We start from the raw sequence: 15,342 nt of genomic DNA on the forward strand, positions 1-15,342 counted from the left end.
GGTCAATGGTCGTTGCCGATGCATCGCAGAGTCCCTCCACCCCGACGCCTCAACCATACAAGCATCGCAGGCTGCCCGTAGCAAAGCGAAGGGACACGGGCAGCGGGGTCGCCTTTTCTTGGCCTACCTTCTTTTGGCGACGCAAAAGAAGGTAGGTGCGCCGCCGGGCGCACATCCCGGCCTCCGCCCTCAACACAGGCATGCGACAACCACAACCAACCGCACGACGACGGCTACCGCCTACAACGCCTGCAAACCCATTCCACCAGCAACCCCACCGATAATCCCCACCCATGATCAAGCTGTTTGTCGGCCTGGGCAACCCAGGCCCCGATTACGAAGCCACCCGCCACAACGCCGGCTTCTGGTGGATCGACGCCCTCGCGCGCGAACTGAAGGTGCACCTCGTCCCCGAACGCAGCTACCACGGCCTGGCAGCCCGCGCCACCGTGCATGGCCAGAGCGTGTGGCTGCTGCAGCCGCAGACCTTCATGAACCTCTCGGGCAAGTCCGTGGCGTCGCTCGCGCGTTTCTTCAAGATCACGCCCGAGGAAGTCCTCGTGGTGCACGACGAACTCGACATTCCCCCGGGCCAGGTCAAGCTCAAGCGCGGCGGCAGCCATGCGGGGCACAACGGACTGCGCGACATCCATGCGCAACTGGGTTCGCCCGACTACTGGCGCCTGCGCATCGGCATCGGCCACCCGGGCGTGAAGTCGGAAGTCGCCAACTGGGTGCTCAAGAAGCCCGCCCCCGACCAGCGCACGCTGATCGAGGACAGCATCATCCACTCGGTCAAGGCCTACCCGGCGATGCTGGCCGGCGAGATGGACAAGGCCACGCTGTTGATCCATACCGTCAAGCCGCCCCGCCCCAAGCCACCGCGGCCGCCCGAGCTGGCAGGCGCCAAGGCACAACCGCCAGGGCCCTCCCAGCCGCCGATCCCGGAGTGAATGCGCCGGCCCACAACAGAACAGCCCGCCAATTGGCGGGCTGTTCTGTTCCTGGAACCCTACCTGTCAGGCTGGTGCCGAGGGCGCCTGCAAGCGCTGGAACTTCTGCCACAGCGTCTCGCGGCTTTCCACGTGCTGGGGATTCACGGGAATGCAGGCCACCGGGCAGAGCTGCACGCACTGGGGCTCGTCGAAATGGCCCACGCACTCGGTGCATTTGTGCGGGTCGATCTCGTAGATTTCTTCGCCCAGGAAGATCGCGTCGTTCGGGCACTCCGGCTCGCAGACATCGCAATTGATGCACTCGTCGGTGATCATCAACGCCATGGCGTACCCCCCTGCACACGGGGCGCGATGGACAACGGGGGAGACAGTGCACACTTCATGGTGCACATTATCGCGTGGTAACCGGATGTACCTTGTGAACCACACCGGAACACAACACCGCCGATGGGGTGTTTTTACCGTTATGCTGTGTATACACATTAATTGTGACGCCGGGAATTTCCACGCTTCTGGCGCCACGTACAACCCACACCACCCACACGACACCCCACCATGGGACTGTTCTTCCTCAAGCGGTTCATCACCCTCCTGGCAACGCTGATCGGCGCCTCCATCGTCGTCTTCCTGGTGCTGGAGATCCTGCCGGGCAATGCGGCGCAGATGCTCATGGGCCCCGACGCCTCGCCCGATGCCGTGGCCGCCCTGGCCACCAAGCTGGGCCTGGACCAGCCGGCCATGCAGCGCTACTGGGAGTGGATCAGCGGCCTGGTCGTGGGCGACATGGGCAACAGCTATGCCTACAGCACCCCCGTGCTGGAACTGGTGCTCGAACGCCTGGCGCTCACGGTGCCCCTGGCCCTGATGGCCATGGTGATCACCACGGTGCTGGCGCTGATCGCAGGCGTGTACGCCGCCTCGCGCCACAACAGGCTGGGCGACGTGGGCGTGATGGGCCTGGCGCAGATCGGCATCGCCATCCCCAATTTCTGGTTCGCCATCCTGTTGATACTGCTGTTCTCGGTCAAGCTGCAATGGTTCTCGGCGGGCGGTTTCCCGGGCTGGACCGAGGACGCCGGCGGCAGCCCGCTCGAAGCGCTCAAGGCGCTGCTGCTGCCCGCCATCGCACTGGCCGTGGTGCAGGCCGCCATCCTGGCGCGCATCACGCGCTCGGCCGTGCTCGAGGTGCTGCGCGAGGACTTCGTGCGCACGGCACGCGCCAAGGGCCTGTCGCAGCGCGCGGCGCTCTGGGGCCATGTGCTGCGCAACGCCATGATCCCGGTGATCACGGTGATGGGGCTGCAGTTCGCCAACCTGCTGGCGGGCACCATCGTGGTCGAGAACGTGTTCTACCTGCCGGGCCTGGGGCGGCTGATCTTCCAGTCCATCTCCAACCGCGACCTGATCGTGGTGCGCAACTGCGTGATGCTGCTCGCGGCCATGGTGGTCACCGTGAACTTCGTGGTGGACATCCTCTACGCGGTGATCGATCCCCGCGTCAAAGCCAGCGATATCTAAGCCGAGTCCTTTACCAGACAGCCCGATCCCATGAGCGCCGTTCCCTCCACCCCTTCCATCCGCCCCGCGGGCACGCCGCCGCCCGGCTGGTGGCACCGCGCACTGCGCCACCGCAGCTTCGTCATCGGTGCCGTGCTGTCGCTGCTGCTGCTCGTCGCGGCCAGCCTGTCCCTGGTCTGGACGCCCTGGTCGCCCTACGAGATGGACCTGGCCGTGAAGCTGCAGCCGCCGTCGCTGTCCCACTGGCTGGGCACCGATGCCTTCGGGCGCGACGTGTCCTCGCTGCTGCTGGTGGGCGCGCGCAACTCCATTCTGGTGGGCGTGATCGCTGTCGGCATCGGCCTGTCCATCGGCACGGCGCTGGGCCTGCTGGCGGCCGCCAGGCGCGGCTGGGTTGAAGAGCTCATCATGCGGCTGGCGGACTTCACCTTCGCCTTCCCGGCCATCCTCTCGGCGATCATGATGACGGCGGTGTTCGGCGCGGGCATCGTCAACTCCATCATCGCCATCGGCATCTTCAACATACCGACCTTCGCACGCGTCACGCGCGCCTCGGCCAACGCCGTGTGGTCACGCGAATACATCCTGGCCGCACGCGCCTGCGGCAAGGGCAGCTGGCGCATCACCATCGAGCATGTGCTGCCCAACATCCTCTCGGTGCTGATCGTGCAGGCCACCATCCAATTCGCCATCGCCATCCTGGCCGAGGCCGCGCTGTCCTACCTGGGCCTGGGCACGCAGCCGCCCCAGCCCTCGTGGGGCCGCATGCTCAGCGAGGCACAGACACTGATGTTCCAGGCACCGCTGCTGGCCGTGTGGCCCGGCGTGGCGATCGCCTTCGCCGTGCTGGGACTGAACCTGCTGGGCGACGGCCTGCGCGACCTGCTGGACCCCCGCCTGTCGCGCAAGCGCTGAGTGGCACTGCAAGCAAGAACGACAAGACGACGATGATGAAGACAAAGACCCGCTGCCATGCCTTTGCTTGAAGTCTCCAACCTGCAGATCCGCCTGCAAACCCACCGGGGCCCAGCGGACGCCGTGCGCGGCGTGAGCTTTGCCCTGGAGCGCGGCGAAACCCTGGGCCTGATCGGTGAATCGGGCTGCGGCAAGTCCATCACCGCCATGTCGCTCATGGGCCTCTTGCCCGACAGCGCCCAGGTCAGCGGCAGCATCCGCTTCGACGGCGAGGAACTCGTGGGCCGCACCGACGCGCAGATGTGCCGCATGCGCGGCAACCGCATCGGCATGGTGTTCCAGGAGCCCATGACCGCGTTGAACCCGGTGCACAGCATCGGCCGCCAGGTGGCCGAGCCGCTGCGCCTGCACCGCGGCATGGGTGCGGCGCAGGCACGCAAGGAAGCCATCTCCCTGCTCGACCGCGTGGGCATCCCCAACGCCGCGCAGCGTTTCGACGCCTATCCGCACCAGTTCTCGGGCGGGCAGCGCCAGCGCATCACCATCGCCATGGCCCTGGCCTGCGGGCCCGACCTGCTGATCGCCGATGAGCCCACCACCGCGCTCGATGTGACCATCCAGCAGCAGATCCTGGACCTCATCAGCGACCTGGTGGCCGAGCGCAACATGGCCCTGATCCTGATCTCGCACGACCTCGGCGTGATCTCGCAGAACGTGGACCGCATGATGGTCATGTACGGCGGCAGTGTGGTCGAGAGCGGCTCCACCGCCTCGGTCTTCTCGGCCATGGCGCACCCCTACACACGCGGGCTGTTCGCCGCCCGCCCGCACCTGGGCGCGGTGCATGCACCGGGCCAGCGCCCCCGCCTGTCCACCATCGCCGGCACCGTGCCCGAACTGGTGGACCTGCCCGCCGGCTGCCCCTTCGCCGGCCGCTGCAGCTACACGGTGGACGCCTGCCACCACGAACTCCCCGCCGCCACACTGGTGGCACGCGATGAAGACGGTGACCACGAGGTACGCTGCCTGCGCCGCGATGCCATCGACCAGGCCCTGAGCGCGCAGCAGGCGGTTGAAGTCGTCGAGGTGTCCGCATGAGCAGCACCCAGCCCCCAACTCCGGCCAGCGCCGGCACCGCCCTGCTCCAGGTCACCGACCTGGTGCGCGAGTACACGCTGCCGCGCGAGCACCTGTTCCGCCCCCCAGGCAAGGTGCATGCGGTCAACGGCGTGAGCTTCTCCATCGCCTCGGGCCGCAGCCTGGGCATCGTCGGCGAATCGGGTTCGGGCAAGTCCACCCTGGCGCGCACGGTGATGGCGCTCGATGCACCCACCGCCGGCACGGTGCACCTGCTCGGGCGCAACCTGCATGCGCTGCCCCCGGCCGAGCTGCGCCAAGCGCGGCGCGATTTCCAGATGGTGTTCCAGGACCCCTATGGCTCGCTCGACCCGCGCCAGACCGTGGAGCGCATCGTCACCGAGCCGCTGCAGGCCCAGGGCGAGACCAGCCGCGCAGCCCAGCGCGAGCAGGCCGGCCAGGTGCTTGCGCAGGTGGGCCTGCGCACCAACGACCTGGACAAATACCCGCACGAGTTCTCGGGCGGGCAACGCCAGCGCATCGCCATCGCGCGTGCCCTCATCACGCGCCCGCGCCTGATCGTGGCCGACGAGCCCGTGAGTGCGCTCGACGTCTCGGTGCAGGCGCAGGTGCTCAATCTGATGCAGGACCTGCAGCAGCAGTTCGGCATCACCTACATGCTCATCAGCCACGACCTGGCCGTGGTCAACCACCTGTGCGATGAAGTGGTGGTGCTCTACCAGGGACGCATCGTGGAGCGCGGCTCGCCGGCCGAGCTGTTCCGCAACGCGCAGCATCCCTACACCCGCTCGCTGGTGGGCGCCGTGCCCCAGGTGCAACCTGGCCGGGCACGGGCACGCCGCGCAGCGGCGGCAGCCAAAAACGCATAACCACAAGTGTTGCCGATGGTGTAAAAAGCTTCCGTGCTCCCCGGTAACAATTTGCACCGGGGCTTTCGTCTGGTTTTTTGTCTGGAGAGTCCGAACATGCTGAACCGCCGTACCGTTCTTGCCACTGGCGCCATTGCCACCGTCCCCCTGGCCACCCCCTTCGGCGCCCTCGCCCAGGGACGCAAGGATGCCGTGGTGCTGGCTATGACGCTGGAGCCACCAGGCCTGGACCCGACGGCCGGCGCCGCCTCGGCCATCGCCGAGATCGTGCAGTACAACATCTTCGAGACGCTCACCAAGATCAATGCCGACGGCAGCGTCTCGCCGCTGCTGGCCGAGAGCTGGGAAGTCTCGCCCGACCTCAAGACCTACACCTTCAAGCTGCGCCGCGGCGTGACCTTCCAGAACGGCGAACCCTTCAACGCCGCCGCCGTGAAGTTCTCCTACGACCGCGCCGGCGGCGAAAAGAGCACCAACAAGGACAAGCGCACCTTCGCCAACCTCACCACGCAGGTAGTGGACGACTACACCGTGGTGGTGCTCAACAAGGACATCGACCCCGACCTGCTGTTCATCCTGGGCCAGGCCACGTCCATCATCGTCGAGCCCAAGAGTGCCGAGGGCAACGCCACCAAGCCCGTGGGCACCGGCCCCTACCAGCTCAATGCGTGGAACAAGGGCTCGTCCGTGGTGCTGGCGGCCTGGAGCGGCTTCCGCGCCCCGGCCAGCATCAAGATCAAGCGCGCCACCTTCCGCTTCATCTCCGACCCGGCGGCCCAGGTCGCCGCGCTGCTGGCCGGCGACGTGGACGCCTTCCCACGCGTCACGCCGCGCAGCGTCGCGCAGTTCAAGGCCAACCCGCGCTTCCAGGTGGTGGTGAGCGGCTCGCGCGCCAAGACCATCCTGGCCATCAACAACGCCAAGAAGCCGCTCGACGACGTGCGCGTGCGCCGCGCCATCGCCGCCGCGGTGGACCGCAAGGCCGTGATCGAAGGTGCGGCCGACGGCTACGGCGCACCCATCGGCAGCCACTACGTGCCTGGCGCCTTCGGCTATGTGGACACCACCGGCGTGAACCCCTACGACGTGGAAAAGGCCAAGAAGCTCTTGGCCGAGGCCGGCGTGAAGACGCCGCTGGAGCTGACCGTGACCCTGCCGCCAACGCCCTATGCGCGCCAGGGTGGCGAGGTGATTGCGGCCCAGCTGGCCAAGATCGGCATCACCGCCAAGCTGCAGAACGTCGAATGGGCGCAGTGGCTCAGCGGCACCTACGGCAACAAGAACTACGACCTGACCATCATCTCGCACGTGGAGCCGTTCGACCTGGGCAACTTCGCCAAGCCCGACTACTACTGGGGCTACAACTCGCCCAAGTTCAACGAGATCTTCAACCAGATCAAGAACGCCGCCCGCCCGGCCGATCGCTCGCGCCTGCTCGGCGATGCCCAGCGCCTGCTGGCCGAGGACGCGGTGCACGCCTTCCTCTACCAGAACCAGTGGATCACAGTGGCCAACAAGAACCTCAAGGGCCTGTGGAAAGACATGCCCGTGTTCGTGAACGACATCTCGGCCCTGTCCTGGTCCTGATGCCAACTGGCAGGGGCTGCACAAGGCCCCTGCCAATGTGACGCCTTGCCCCCGTGCGCTGCCGGCCCCTGCCGGCAGCCGCCCCGCCTTCCCTCCCCAGCCCCTGCCATGAGTGATCTCCACGACCTGCCCGCCCACGCACTGACCGCTGCCTACCGCCAGCGCACGCTGTCCCCCGTCGAGGTCACCCAGGCCGTCCTCCAGCACATCCAGGCCTGGGAGCCCCATATCCAGGCCACCTACCTGCTGCGCCCCGAAGCGGCGCTTGCGCAGGCGCGCGCCTCCGAGGCCCGCTGGGCCCGCGGCGAACCCCTGGGCTTGCTGGACGGCGTGCCCGCCACCATCAAGGAAAACATCGCCACCGAAGGCGATCCGCTGCCCCTGGGGACCGCCGCCGTGGACCTGGTACCGGCCCCGGCCGATGCGCCGCCCGCTGCGCGCATGCGCGAGGCCGGCGCGGTGATCGTGGCCAAGACCACCATGCCCGACTACGGCATGCTGTCGTCGGGGCTGTCGAGCTTCCACCCGCTGTCGCGCAACCCCTGGGACACCAGCAAGGGCCCCGGCGGCTCCAGCGCCGGTGGCGGCGCAGCCGCGGCGGCCGGCTACGGCCCGCTGCACATCGGCACCGACATCGGTGGCTCGCTGCGCCTGCCAGCCAGCTGGTGCGGCATCTTCAGCCTGAAGCCCAGCCTGGGCCGCATCCCGATCGATCCGCCCTACACCGGCCGCGCCGCCGGCCCCATGACGCGCACCGTGGCCGATGCCGCGCTCATGATGCAGGTGCTCAGCCGCCCCGATGCACGCGACAGCATGAGCCTGCCCGCGCAGGACATCGCGTGGGACCGCTTCGACCAGGGCACCGAGCGCCTGCGTGGCCTGCGCATCGGCCTGCTGCTGGACGCCGGCTGCGGCCTGCCCGTGGACCCCGAGGTGCGCGCCGCGGTGGAGAACGCCGCACGCCTCATGGAGGCGGCCGGCGCCACCATCGTGCCCATGCGCCCCTTCATGACGCAGGCCCTGCTCGATGGCATGGACCACTTCTGGCGCATGCGCTCCTTCACCGACATGCAGGCCCTGCCTGCGGCCAAGCGCGAGAAGGTGCTGCCCTACATCCGCGCCTGGGCCGACAGTGCCGAAGGCATGTCGGGCACCGCGGTGTTCAACGCCAGCCAGCAGTTCCACCTGACGCGCGTGGCCGCGGTCAAGGCCTGCAGCGCCTTCGATTACGTGATCTCGCCCGTGGCGCCCAACGTCGCCTTCCAGGCCGAGCTGCCATCGCCCACCAACGACCCGCTGCGCCCGCTGGAGCACATCGGCTTCACGGTGCCGTTCAACATGTCCGAGCAGCCGGCCGCCTCGGTCAACTGCGGCTATACCAAGGCCGGTCTGCCCATCGGCCTGCAGATCGCGGGCGTGCGCTTCGACGACCTCGGCGTGCTGCAGGTCTCGCGCGCCTTCGAGCTGGTCCGGGGCCCGCAGCGCCCCTGGCCGCAGCCGCCCAAGGGCTGATCGCCATGGACGTCCTGATCCTGTCGATCCTGATCGCCAGCGGCATCTACATGCTCAATGCCAAGGAGCAGCGCAAGCGCATTGCGCTGCTCGGCGCCCACCTGGCCAACTACCAGATCGAAAAGCTCATGGAGGCGCTGACCGAGGGCTACCTGCGTGCCCTGGGCGAAGGCACCGACGAGCGGCGCAGCCAGATCTGGTCCCTGCTGGAGACCACCGAATCGCAGCTGGCCGAGCAGTTCACGCGCTTTGCCGCCGACTTTTCCAAGGTGGACGAGGCCCAGTCCCGCGTGAGCCGCCTGGCCCTGGCCATCCCCTTCGCGCAGGCCATCCTGCCCTCGGCCACCTTCGACATGCGCCGCGCCCTGGCCGTCCACGCACGCGGCATCGCCAGCGTGGCCGAGAACGGCGAGCACCGCGCGCCCAAGGACAAGGCCTTCGTGATGACGGCCGAGCTCTTGCTCATGCAGCACAGCTGCCACTGGTTCTGCAAGTCCAAGACCATCGCCACGGCGCGCATGCTGGCGCGCCACAAGACGCCGCACGAGCAGCTCGTGGCCTCGGCGTCGCCCGCCACCCGCACCGCATACCTCGCCCTCATCGAGGGCAAATGAGTTGCCTCAGGACGGGGGGACTGCCTGCCCCGCACAATGCACCGATGCACACCGCCACCGACAGCCTGGGCAACCCCGTCACCCTGCACGACCAGGGCAGCCTGGCGGCGCTGAACGACTTCGTCGAAGGCTTCATCGCCTGCGAGGCACGCGCAGTGAATGTGCTCGCAGCCGAGCAGGACCACAGCGCCATCGTGCAGGCCTGCTGCGCGGCGCTGCACATGTTCGCCGAATCCGCCGATGCACCGCGCAATGCGCTTCCCTACCTCGCGCGCGCACAGGCAGCCGCTGGCCAGGCCACGCAGCGCGAGCAGCGCTTCGTCGCCGCCGTGGCCGCCTGGGTCGCGGGCGACCTGCCACGCGCCATTGCGCTGCATGAAGAGCAGGCCCGCCTGCACCCGCGCGACCTGGCCTCGCTCAAGCTCGGCCAGTACCACCTGTTCAACCGCGGCGACTCGCCGGGCATGCTGCGCATCGCGCTGGCCGCGCTGCCTGCGGCAGCCGAAGTGCCCTACCTGCACGGCATGCTGGCCTTCGGCTGGGAGCAGTGCCATCTGCTCGACCGGGCCGAAGCCTCGGCCCGCCATGCGGTGGCCTTGTGCCGCAAGGAGCCCTGGGCCCACCATGCCCTGGCGCACGTGATGCTGACCCAGGGCCGCATTGCCGAGGGCACGGAGTTCATGGCCGGCGTGAGCGACACCTGGACAGGTTTGAACTCCTTCATGGTCACGCACAACTGGTGGCACCAGGCCCTGTTCCTGCTGGAGCAGGAGCGGCATGCCGAAGTGCTCGCGCTGTACGACCAGCAGGTCTGGGGCGTGGTCAAGGAATACACGCAGGACCAGATCAACGCCGTCTCGCTGCTGGCGCGGCTGGAGCTGGCCGGCGTGGACGTGGGACGCGCGCGCTGGGACGACCTGGCCGGCCACCTGGCGTTGCGCCTGTCCGACCAGGTGCTGCCCTTCCTGGACCTGCAGTACCTCTACGGCCTGGCGCGCGCCGGCCGCGTGGATGCAGCGCGCACATTGCTGCACCACATCGAGGCCCACGCCGCCAGCCGCACCGAGGCGCACGAGCGCCGGGTGTGGCAGCAGGTCTGCGTGCCCGCGGCGCATGGCCTGCTCGCGCATGCGACCGGGGACTGGGCCATGGCGGCATCGCAGCTGGGCCTGGCCCTGCCGCAGCTGGTGGCCGTGGGCGGCAGCCATGCCCAGCGCGACCTGTTCCACCAGGTCTATCTCGACGCCCTGGCCCGAAGCGGCCAGTGGGCCACGCTGCAGAACCTGCTGCAGCCCCAGGCCAACGCCCAGCCCGAGTCCCTGCGCCTGGCACGCCAGCTCCAGGCGGTGTACGCCGCCCTGGCCCTCGACGGCGCCCTGCGCCGCACGTAGGACAACGCCGCATGGTGCCGTAGCCGCGCAGCCCGCCACCACGGCGGCAGGCCGCGGACCGGTGCAAACCCCTGTCGCCACGGGGCCTGCAAAGGGCAATCCGGTTCTAGAATGGGAGCGCACAGTACCCTGGAGTGCGGTGCCCCCTCCCCCCTCCACAGGTCGCCCGTACCTTGCCGCACACCGCCCTCGCCCCCACGCCACCCCAACCCGCCGCAGCGGTCGATGTCCTGCAAGCGCTGCGGCTTGCCACGGCTGCGCGGCATGCGCAGCTCGACTCCGGCCTGCCCATCGCCCGCGCCGACGCCGGCCTGGCCGACTACCAGGAGCATGTCCAGGCACTGTCTGCCTGGCTGCAGGCGCTCTGGCCTGCGCTGCAGGACCTGCAGGCGCACACACCCGGCTTTGGCTTCGCGCCTGCAGGGCGGCTGTCTGCGCTGCGCGAGGACCTGGCCAGCCGGCCCTGGCCAAAGCCCAGTAAAACCACCGCACAGTGCCTGGAGCAGGCCCTGGCGCGCCACCCCGGCCAGGCCGATGCCCTGCGCTGGGGCCTGGCCTATGTGGTCGAAGGTTCGCAGCTCGGCGGGCAGGTGCTCTACCGCAGCCTCGCGCCCCGGCTGGCACCGCACCCGCTGCGCTATCTGCAGGGCGATGGGGCGGGCACGGGTGCGCGCTGGAAGGCATTCATGGCGCTGTTGCGCACCCACGTGGCATCGCCCGAGGCCATTGCGGCCGCATGCGATGGCGCGCTGGCCGCCTTCCAGGGCCTGCAGGCGCATTTCGACGCCACGCAAGGAACACCCGCATGACCTCCGGCACGGCCCCCGTGCAGCCCACCACGCTGGACAACTGCGACCGCGAGCCCATCCACATCCCGGGCTCCATCCAGTCCCACGGCGTGCTCGTGGCCGTGGATGCGACCGGTCAGGTGCGCCATGCGAGCAGCAATGCCCAGCCGCTGCTCGGCCATGCGGCACAGCCCGGCGAGCTGCTGCGCGACAGCCCCCTGGTGGCCAACCATCCCCTGCTGCAGGACTTGTTCGCCGAGGGCCTGGCGGCCCTGAGCGCCTCCACCGATCTGCCCATGCCCACCGAACTGGAGACGGCAGGCCGCAGCTTCGATGTGGTGCTGCACCAGTCGCACGACCTGCTGGTGATCGAGTTCGAGGCGCGCCAGGCATCGAGCGATGAGCTCGCGGGCTTTGCCGTGCAGGCGCACCGCGCGATGGAAAAGCTGCGCCGCCCGCGCGCTTCCATCGACGACCTGTTGCAACTGGCCACGCAGGAAGTGCGCGCACTCACCGGCTTTGACCGGGTGATGGCCTACCGGTTTCGGCCGGACAGCAGCGGCGACGTGGTGGCCGAATCGCGCGCGGACTTCCTCGATCCCTACCTCGGCCGGCGCTACCCGGCCAGCGACATCCCCGCGCAGGCACGGGCCCTGTATGTGGCCAACACGCTGCGCCTGATCGCCGACGTGCGCGCCGCGCCGGTGCCCCTGCAGCAGACCGACGAAAAGCCGCTGGACCTGAGCGCCGCCATCCTGCGCAGCGTCTCGCCGATCCACATCGAATACCTCAGCAACATGGGCGTGGGCGCGTCCATGAGCATCTCCATCGTCATCAACAACCGGCTCTGGGGCCTGCTGGCCTGCCACCACATGGGGCCGCGGCAGGTGCCCTACAGCGTGCGCATGGCCTGCGACGTGATGGCGCAGATGCTGGGCGCCACCATCCAGGCGGTCCTCGCGCGCAAGCAGGCCGAACGCCAGCAGCAGGTGGCCGAGCTGCGCACGCGCGTGATGGAGAGCGTGCTGCACTCCGACGACGAGTTCGCCGCGCTGTGTACCCACGCGGCAGCCTTAGCCACCTCGATGCACGCAGGGGCCATCATCGTCTCCGAACACAGCAAGCTGTGCATCGAAGGAGAGATCAGCGATACGGCCGCCCGGGCCCTGCTGCATTGGCTCGATGCCACGCACGCCGGTGGCACTCTCTACGCTACCCATGCCCTGCCGCTGGAGGCGCCCGAGGTCGGCGTGCAGCTGGCGCCCTGGTGTGGCGTGCTGGCCCTGCCGCTGGACATGCACCGCGGCAGCTGGCTGGTGTTCCTGCGCAAGGAGCAGATCGAGACCATCCACTGGGGCGGCAAGCCCGAGAAGGAAGTGCGCCCTGGCCCGCTGGGGCCGCGCCTCACGCCGCGCGGTTCGTTCGACCTGTGGAAGGAGATCGTGCGTTCCACCGCCGAACAATGGGCCGGTGACGACCTGGACATCGCCCGCCAGTTGCTCGCCGAACTGGTGCGCGCCCAGAGCGCGCGCCATGCCGAACTGAACAACGCCCGCGCCCACCTGATGGCCGTGCTCGGCCACGACCTGCGCGACCCATTGCACTCCATCAGCATGGCGGCCCGGGTGCTCGAGAAGAACAACGGCACCGACGGCAGCACCGGCAAGCTGGGCCGGCGCATCCAGTCCAGCAGCAGCCGCATGCAGCGCCTGGTGAGCCAGGTGATGGACATGTCGCGCCTGCAAAGCCGACTGGGCCTGGACCTGCAGCCCGCCACCATCGACCTGGTGCAGCTGTTGGCCGACTTGATGGACGAGGCGCGCATGGCCCACCCGGGCATGCAGCTGGTGGGGCACCTGCCGGACAGCCTGCGCGCCGAGGCCGATCCCGACCGCATCGCCCAGGTGTTTGCCAACCTCATCAGCAACGCGCGCCACCATGGCGATGCCGGCCACCCGGTCGAAGTGCATGCGCATGGCTCGCCGGCTGGCCCGGTGGTCCAGGTGCGCAACGTGGCACCGCCCATCGCGCCCGAGGTGGCGGCCGATCTCTTCACCCCGTTCAAGTCCTCCTCCGTGGGCAAGGCACGCAACCGCTCCGGCCTGGGCCTGGGCCTGTACATCGCGCACCAGATCGTGCAGGGCCACGGCGGCCGCATCGGCTACGCTCACGCAGCACCGCATGTGGTGTTCACCGTGCACCTGCCGCTGCGCCCGCCGGGCGCCGCCGACCACCCCTCTTCCTGACCACCATGCCGCTAGAGATCCTTGTCATCGACGACAACCAGGACGCCACCGAACTCCTGGAAGAACTGCTGTCCATGGAAGGCCATGCCGTGCGCACGGCCGCCACCGCGGCGCGCGCGCTGGAGCTGGCCCGCGAGAAGCCCGTGCAGATCTTCCTGGTGGACCAGAACCTGCCGGACATGAGCGGCTCGGACCTGGTGCCCCTGCTGCGCGCGAGCGTGGCCGCGCACGGCGCAGGTCCCTGCTTTGCGATTGCCATCACCGGCATGGCCTCGGGCAACGCCCGCACGGCCGCCGGGCAGATGGGCGTTTTTGACTACATCCTGGGCAAGCCGCTCGACTTCGACGCCTTCGACGCCCTGCTGGCGCGCTGCACCGCCGCGCTGCAGTCGCCCCCCACCCCCTGAGATTCCTCCAAGGACCACCCCGCCCATGCCTGCCAAGAAGCCCGCCCCCCCTGTGCCCGACACTGCCCGGGAGCTGACGGATGCCGGGCTGCAGCATGCCGTGCTGATGCGTGCCATGCCCGTGCTGCGGCACGACGTGGCCAGCCCCCTGTCGGTGATGCGCATGGGCACCATGCTGCTCAAGCGCCGCCTGGGCCAGGGCGACATGGCACCCGAGCAGGCCGTGGAACGCGTGGAGCAGATCGAGGAGCAGCTCTCCGAGATCTCGCGCCACATCCGCCGGCTGCGGCTGTGGGACCTGCAGATCAACGACCGCCACACCGTGCTGGAACTGGCGCGCGAAGCGGTGGAACTGGCGCGCCCGATGCTGATGGTGCGCGGCACCGAGATGGAGCCTCTGGCCGAGGATGCCCCCGGCTGGGAGGGCGACGCCAAGGTGCCGCACACGCTGCTGTACCTGGTGCTGGCCGCCATCTACCACCTGGCCGAACAACCCGGCCCGGCGCCTGCCCAGGTCACGGTGGAGCCGGTGGGCGCGCTCGGCGTGCGGGTGCGCGCCCATGGCACGTCGACCGCGTCGCCGGACTTCCTGCCGCCGCCCGAGGCCGGCGGCCCTGCACGGCCACCGGCACTGGACCTGGCGGCCCTGCTGCGGCTGGCCGAGCCGCTCAAGGTAGAGGTTCAGGCGCAGCAGCACCAGGTCGACATCACCCTGCCCTGAAGCCTCTTACTCGGCCGCGCTCTCCACGAGCAGTTTCTTCTGGTCGTAGACCGGCTGTGGCGGCAGGTCCGCCAGGTGGCGCACATCGGCCCAGTGCAAGAGCTCGATGGCGTCGCCGGTCAGGCGCACGCGGTTGAAGCCGGCATTCGGGATGTCGCTCTGGCGCGGGCCGTGCAGGCCCACGCCGCGGGCCGTGCGCCAGACCATGTCGAGAACGCCGCCGTGCGTCACCACCATCAGCGTCTTGCCCGCATGCTCCTGCGCCAGGCGGCGCACGGCATCCATCACGCGGGTATGGAACTGGCGCGTGGTCTCGCCACCGGGCATGCCGCCGTCGGCGTCGAAGCGCAGCCAGTTCTCCCAGGCCCCGGCGTGCTGCAGCTTGATGTCGTCCACGCGCATGCCATCGACCAGACCGAAGCTCTGCTCGCGCAGGCTGGCGTCCACCACATTGTCGATGTGCAGCTGCGGCAAGAGGGTACCCAGCACGGGCTGCGCCGTCTGGCGCGTGCGAATGAGGTCACTGCAGACCAGGTGGTCCACCACCAGCCGCTCTGCGCCCAGGCGCTCGGCCAGGCGGCGTGCCTGCTCGTGGCCGGTGGCGTTCAGGGGCACGTCCACCTGGCCCTGGAAGCGCAGTTCACGGTTCCAGTCGGTTTCGCCGTGGCGTATCAAGATCAGTTCAGTCATCCCACCCATTATCGAATGCATGCACAGTAT

General features: G+C 68.9%; 15 protein-coding genes. 13 read left to right on the forward strand and 2 right to left on the reverse strand.

The window, feature by feature from the left end; genetic code table 11:
• The first annotated feature begins 293 nt into the window (after nucleotides 1–293).
• Nucleotides 294–953 carry an aminoacyl-tRNA hydrolase gene (gene pth, locus AC07PA_RS20155; protein ID WP_007855882.1) on the forward strand — a complete coding sequence of 220 codons (660 nt, stop codon included), beginning with the start codon at nucleotides 294–296 and terminating at the stop codon, nucleotides 951–953.
• 66 nt (nucleotides 954–1,019) lie between these two features.
• Here pth and AC07PA_RS20160 read toward each other — a convergent pair whose 3' ends face one another.
• A complete protein-coding gene (locus AC07PA_RS20160; RefSeq protein WP_007855881.1) occupies nucleotides 1,020–1,280 on the reverse strand; it encodes a YfhL family 4Fe-4S dicluster ferredoxin in 261 nt (86 codons plus the stop codon).
• Nucleotides 1,281–1,511: 231 nt separating this feature from the next.
• Here AC07PA_RS20160 and AC07PA_RS20165 point away from each other — a divergent pair, with 231 nt between their 5' ends.
• From AC07PA_RS20165 to AC07PA_RS20220, 12 genes are all read left to right on the forward strand, one after another.
• On the forward strand, nucleotides 1,512–2,474 hold the full coding sequence (locus AC07PA_RS20165) for an ABC transporter permease (protein WP_494608665.1): 963 nt from the start codon (nucleotides 1,512–1,514) through the stop codon (nucleotides 2,472–2,474).
• Between the two features lie 30 nt (nucleotides 2,475–2,504).
• On the forward strand, nucleotides 2,505–3,389 hold the full coding sequence (locus tag AC07PA_RS20170; protein ID WP_007855879.1) for an ABC transporter permease: 885 nt from the start codon (nucleotides 2,505–2,507) through the stop codon (nucleotides 3,387–3,389).
• A 57-nt stretch (nucleotides 3,390–3,446) separates the two neighbouring features.
• Nucleotides 3,447–4,487 carry an ABC transporter ATP-binding protein gene (locus AC07PA_RS20175; protein ID WP_494608666.1) on the forward strand — a complete coding sequence of 347 codons (1,041 nt, stop codon included), beginning with the start codon at nucleotides 3,447–3,449 and terminating at the stop codon, nucleotides 4,485–4,487.
• Nucleotides 4,484–5,356, forward strand: coding sequence for an ATP-binding cassette domain-containing protein (locus AC07PA_RS20180; RefSeq protein WP_007855877.1), 873 nt, complete (start codon nucleotides 4,484–4,486; stop codon nucleotides 5,354–5,356). The genes AC07PA_RS20175 and AC07PA_RS20180 overlap by 4 nt, the downstream gene beginning before the upstream one ends.
• 96 nt (nucleotides 5,357–5,452) lie before the next feature.
• Entirely contained in the window at nucleotides 5,453–6,943 is a 1,491-nt protein-coding gene (locus tag AC07PA_RS20185; RefSeq protein WP_007855876.1) for an ABC transporter substrate-binding protein, read from the forward strand.
• 108 nt (nucleotides 6,944–7,051) lie between these two features.
• A complete protein-coding gene (locus AC07PA_RS20190; protein ID WP_494608667.1) occupies nucleotides 7,052–8,455 on the forward strand; it encodes an amidase in 1,404 nt (467 codons plus the stop codon).
• Nucleotides 8,456–8,460: 5 nt separating this feature from the next.
• Nucleotides 8,461–9,069 carry a hypothetical protein gene (locus AC07PA_RS20195; RefSeq protein WP_494608668.1) on the forward strand — a complete coding sequence of 203 codons (609 nt, stop codon included), beginning with the start codon at nucleotides 8,461–8,463 and terminating at the stop codon, nucleotides 9,067–9,069.
• Nucleotides 9,070–9,113: 44 nt separating this feature from the next.
• The gene (locus tag AC07PA_RS20200) at nucleotides 9,114–10,460 is read left to right on the forward strand and encodes a tetratricopeptide repeat protein (RefSeq protein ID WP_494608669.1); all 1,347 of its coding nucleotides are present in this window, start codon (nucleotides 9,114–9,116) and stop codon (nucleotides 10,458–10,460) included.
• Nucleotides 10,461–10,633: 173 nt separating this feature from the next.
• The gene (locus tag AC07PA_RS20205; protein ID WP_494608670.1) at nucleotides 10,634–11,269 is read left to right on the forward strand and encodes a biliverdin-producing heme oxygenase; all 636 of its coding nucleotides are present in this window, start codon (nucleotides 10,634–10,636) and stop codon (nucleotides 11,267–11,269) included.
• Entirely contained in the window at nucleotides 11,266–13,494 is a 2,229-nt protein-coding gene (locus tag AC07PA_RS20210) for an ATP-binding protein (RefSeq protein ID WP_007855868.1), read from the forward strand. Before AC07PA_RS20205 ends, AC07PA_RS20210 begins: the two co-directional genes overlap by 4 nt.
• A 5-nt stretch (nucleotides 13,495–13,499) precedes the next feature.
• Nucleotides 13,500–13,901 (forward strand): response regulator, encoded by a 402-nt coding sequence (locus AC07PA_RS20215; protein WP_007855867.1) that lies wholly within the window; start codon nucleotides 13,500–13,502, stop codon nucleotides 13,899–13,901.
• Nucleotides 13,902–13,926: 25 nt separating this feature from the next.
• Nucleotides 13,927–14,622, forward strand: coding sequence for a sensor histidine kinase (locus AC07PA_RS20220; RefSeq protein WP_007855865.1), 696 nt, complete (start codon nucleotides 13,927–13,929; stop codon nucleotides 14,620–14,622).
• 6 nt (nucleotides 14,623–14,628) lie between these two features.
• Here the strand turns inward: AC07PA_RS20220 and AC07PA_RS20225 are convergent, their stop codons facing one another.
• Nucleotides 14,629–15,312 (reverse strand): histidine phosphatase family protein, encoded by a 684-nt coding sequence (locus AC07PA_RS20225; RefSeq protein WP_494608671.1) that lies wholly within the window; start codon nucleotides 15,310–15,312, stop codon nucleotides 14,629–14,631.
• Between the last annotated feature and the right edge of the window lie 30 nt (nucleotides 15,313–15,342).

Source organism: Acidovorax sp. GW821-FHT09B03 (assembly GCF_059418305.1).

Excerpts from the sequence above, each read along its gene's own strand:
- pth (WP_007855882.1), top strand. The coding sequence starts at position 294 with ATGATCAAGCTGTTTGTCGGCCTGGGCAACCCAGGCCCCGATTACGAA.
- AC07PA_RS20160 (WP_007855881.1), bottom strand. The coding sequence starts at position 1,280 with ATGGCGTTGATGATCACCGACGAGTGCATCAATTGCGATGTCTGCGAG.
- AC07PA_RS20165 (WP_494608665.1), top strand. The coding sequence starts at position 1,512 with ATGGGACTGTTCTTCCTCAAGCGGTTCATCACCCTCCTGGCAACGCTG.
- AC07PA_RS20170 (WP_007855879.1), top strand. The coding sequence starts at position 2,505 with ATGAGCGCCGTTCCCTCCACCCCTTCCATCCGCCCCGCGGGCACGCCG.
- AC07PA_RS20175 (WP_494608666.1), top strand. The coding sequence starts at position 3,447 with ATGCCTTTGCTTGAAGTCTCCAACCTGCAGATCCGCCTGCAAACCCAC.
- AC07PA_RS20180 (WP_007855877.1), top strand. The coding sequence starts at position 4,484 with ATGAGCAGCACCCAGCCCCCAACTCCGGCCAGCGCCGGCACCGCCCTG.
- AC07PA_RS20185 (WP_007855876.1), top strand. The coding sequence starts at position 5,453 with ATGCTGAACCGCCGTACCGTTCTTGCCACTGGCGCCATTGCCACCGTC.
- AC07PA_RS20190 (WP_494608667.1), top strand. The coding sequence starts at position 7,052 with ATGAGTGATCTCCACGACCTGCCCGCCCACGCACTGACCGCTGCCTAC.
- AC07PA_RS20195 (WP_494608668.1), top strand. The coding sequence starts at position 8,461 with ATGGACGTCCTGATCCTGTCGATCCTGATCGCCAGCGGCATCTACATG.
- AC07PA_RS20200 (WP_494608669.1), top strand. The coding sequence starts at position 9,114 with ATGCACACCGCCACCGACAGCCTGGGCAACCCCGTCACCCTGCACGAC.
- AC07PA_RS20210 (WP_007855868.1), top strand. The coding sequence starts at position 11,266 with ATGACCTCCGGCACGGCCCCCGTGCAGCCCACCACGCTGGACAACTGC.
- AC07PA_RS20215 (WP_007855867.1), top strand. The coding sequence starts at position 13,500 with ATGCCGCTAGAGATCCTTGTCATCGACGACAACCAGGACGCCACCGAA.
- AC07PA_RS20220 (WP_007855865.1), top strand. The coding sequence starts at position 13,927 with ATGCCTGCCAAGAAGCCCGCCCCCCCTGTGCCCGACACTGCCCGGGAG.
- AC07PA_RS20225 (WP_494608671.1), bottom strand. The coding sequence starts at position 15,312 with ATGACTGAACTGATCTTGATACGCCACGGCGAAACCGACTGGAACCGT.